Origin of the sequence: Indibacter alkaliphilus LW1, assembly GCF_000295935.2 — a bacterium.
GTDB classification, from domain to species: domain Bacteria; phylum Bacteroidota; class Bacteroidia; order Cytophagales; family Cyclobacteriaceae; genus Indibacter; species Indibacter alkaliphilus.
The window spans coordinates 1-1,069 of record NZ_ALWO02000018.1 but is presented as its reverse complement, the minus strand read 5'-3'; the positions used below and the strand labels follow the sequence as shown (position 1 = coordinate 1,069).

The window sequence follows — 1,069 nt, the reverse complement described above, 5'->3', positions numbered from 1 at the left end:
CCCAACAAGCCTGTAGGGCTTGCCCAACAAACAAATAGGCCGCCCCTACAGGACGGTCCCGCAATCCTGAGCACACTTGCTACCAATAGAATGTGCCTACAGCACATCTATCATAACCCATAAGTTTACCAATTAGTCAGAATCCCAAATCAACCAACAAGTCCCAGAGGGACTGCCAATAGATAGCAACTGTCTGCAGGGAGAGTCAACAAGCCTATAGAGCTTGCCCAACAAACAAATAGGCCGTCCCTACAGGACGGTATCCCAGACTTAGATGTCATTTTGCTACCGATAGGATGTACCTACAGCACACCCGCTCTATAAACCAACCTATTCTAAGGGTTTGAATATATACCTCTCATCATAGGGAATTTTAAATTTTTCTAATATCATTTGATATTCCTCTAAAAAGGTTTTCTTTCGATGATGCTCTTTTTGATTCTGAATATATTTTGTCACAACACCCAAATGAGATTTAGAATATGAAAAAGCACTATACCCATTTTGCCAATAAAACTTTGATTTACAATAACGAGAATTATTAATCCAATTCATTGAACCTATTTTAATCTCTTGCATAAGTTCAGAAAGGGATTGATCGGGTCTCATACCGAAAAATACATGTATATGATCAGGCATTCCATTAATAGCAAGCATTTTATGATTTCGATTTTGAATAATGCCGGTGATGTATCTATATAGATCATCTTCCCATTCATGACCAATTAGTGCTGTTCTAAATTTTACAGCGAAAATTACTTGAATATGAATTTGAGTAAAAGTGTTTGCCATTTTAAGGAGATTTTATCCGAAAATAAAAAATTGATTTGAACTAGCGAATAAATCCAATCAACTTAAACGGATAAATAGGCCGTCCCTACAGGACGGTATCCCAGACTTAGACGTCATTTTGCTACCAATAGAATGTGCCTACAGCACATTTATCATAACCCATAAGTTTACCAATTAGTCAGAATCCCAAATCAACCAACAAGTCCCAGAGGGACTTCCTATTGGTAGAAACTGACTTCCGAGGAGGGATCACAAGCCTGTAGGGCTTGCCTGTTGG

The 1,069-nt window shown here is 38.4% G+C and carries 1 protein-coding gene; it reads right to left on the bottom strand.

Going from position 1 to position 1,069, the window contains the following annotated elements:
• Positions 1–330 precede the first annotated feature (330 nt).
• Positions 331–792, bottom strand: coding sequence for an IS200/IS605 family transposase (tnpA, locus tag A33Q_RS03820; RefSeq protein ID WP_009036503.1), 462 nt, complete (start codon positions 790–792; stop codon positions 331–333).
• Positions 793–1,069 lie beyond the last annotated feature (277 nt).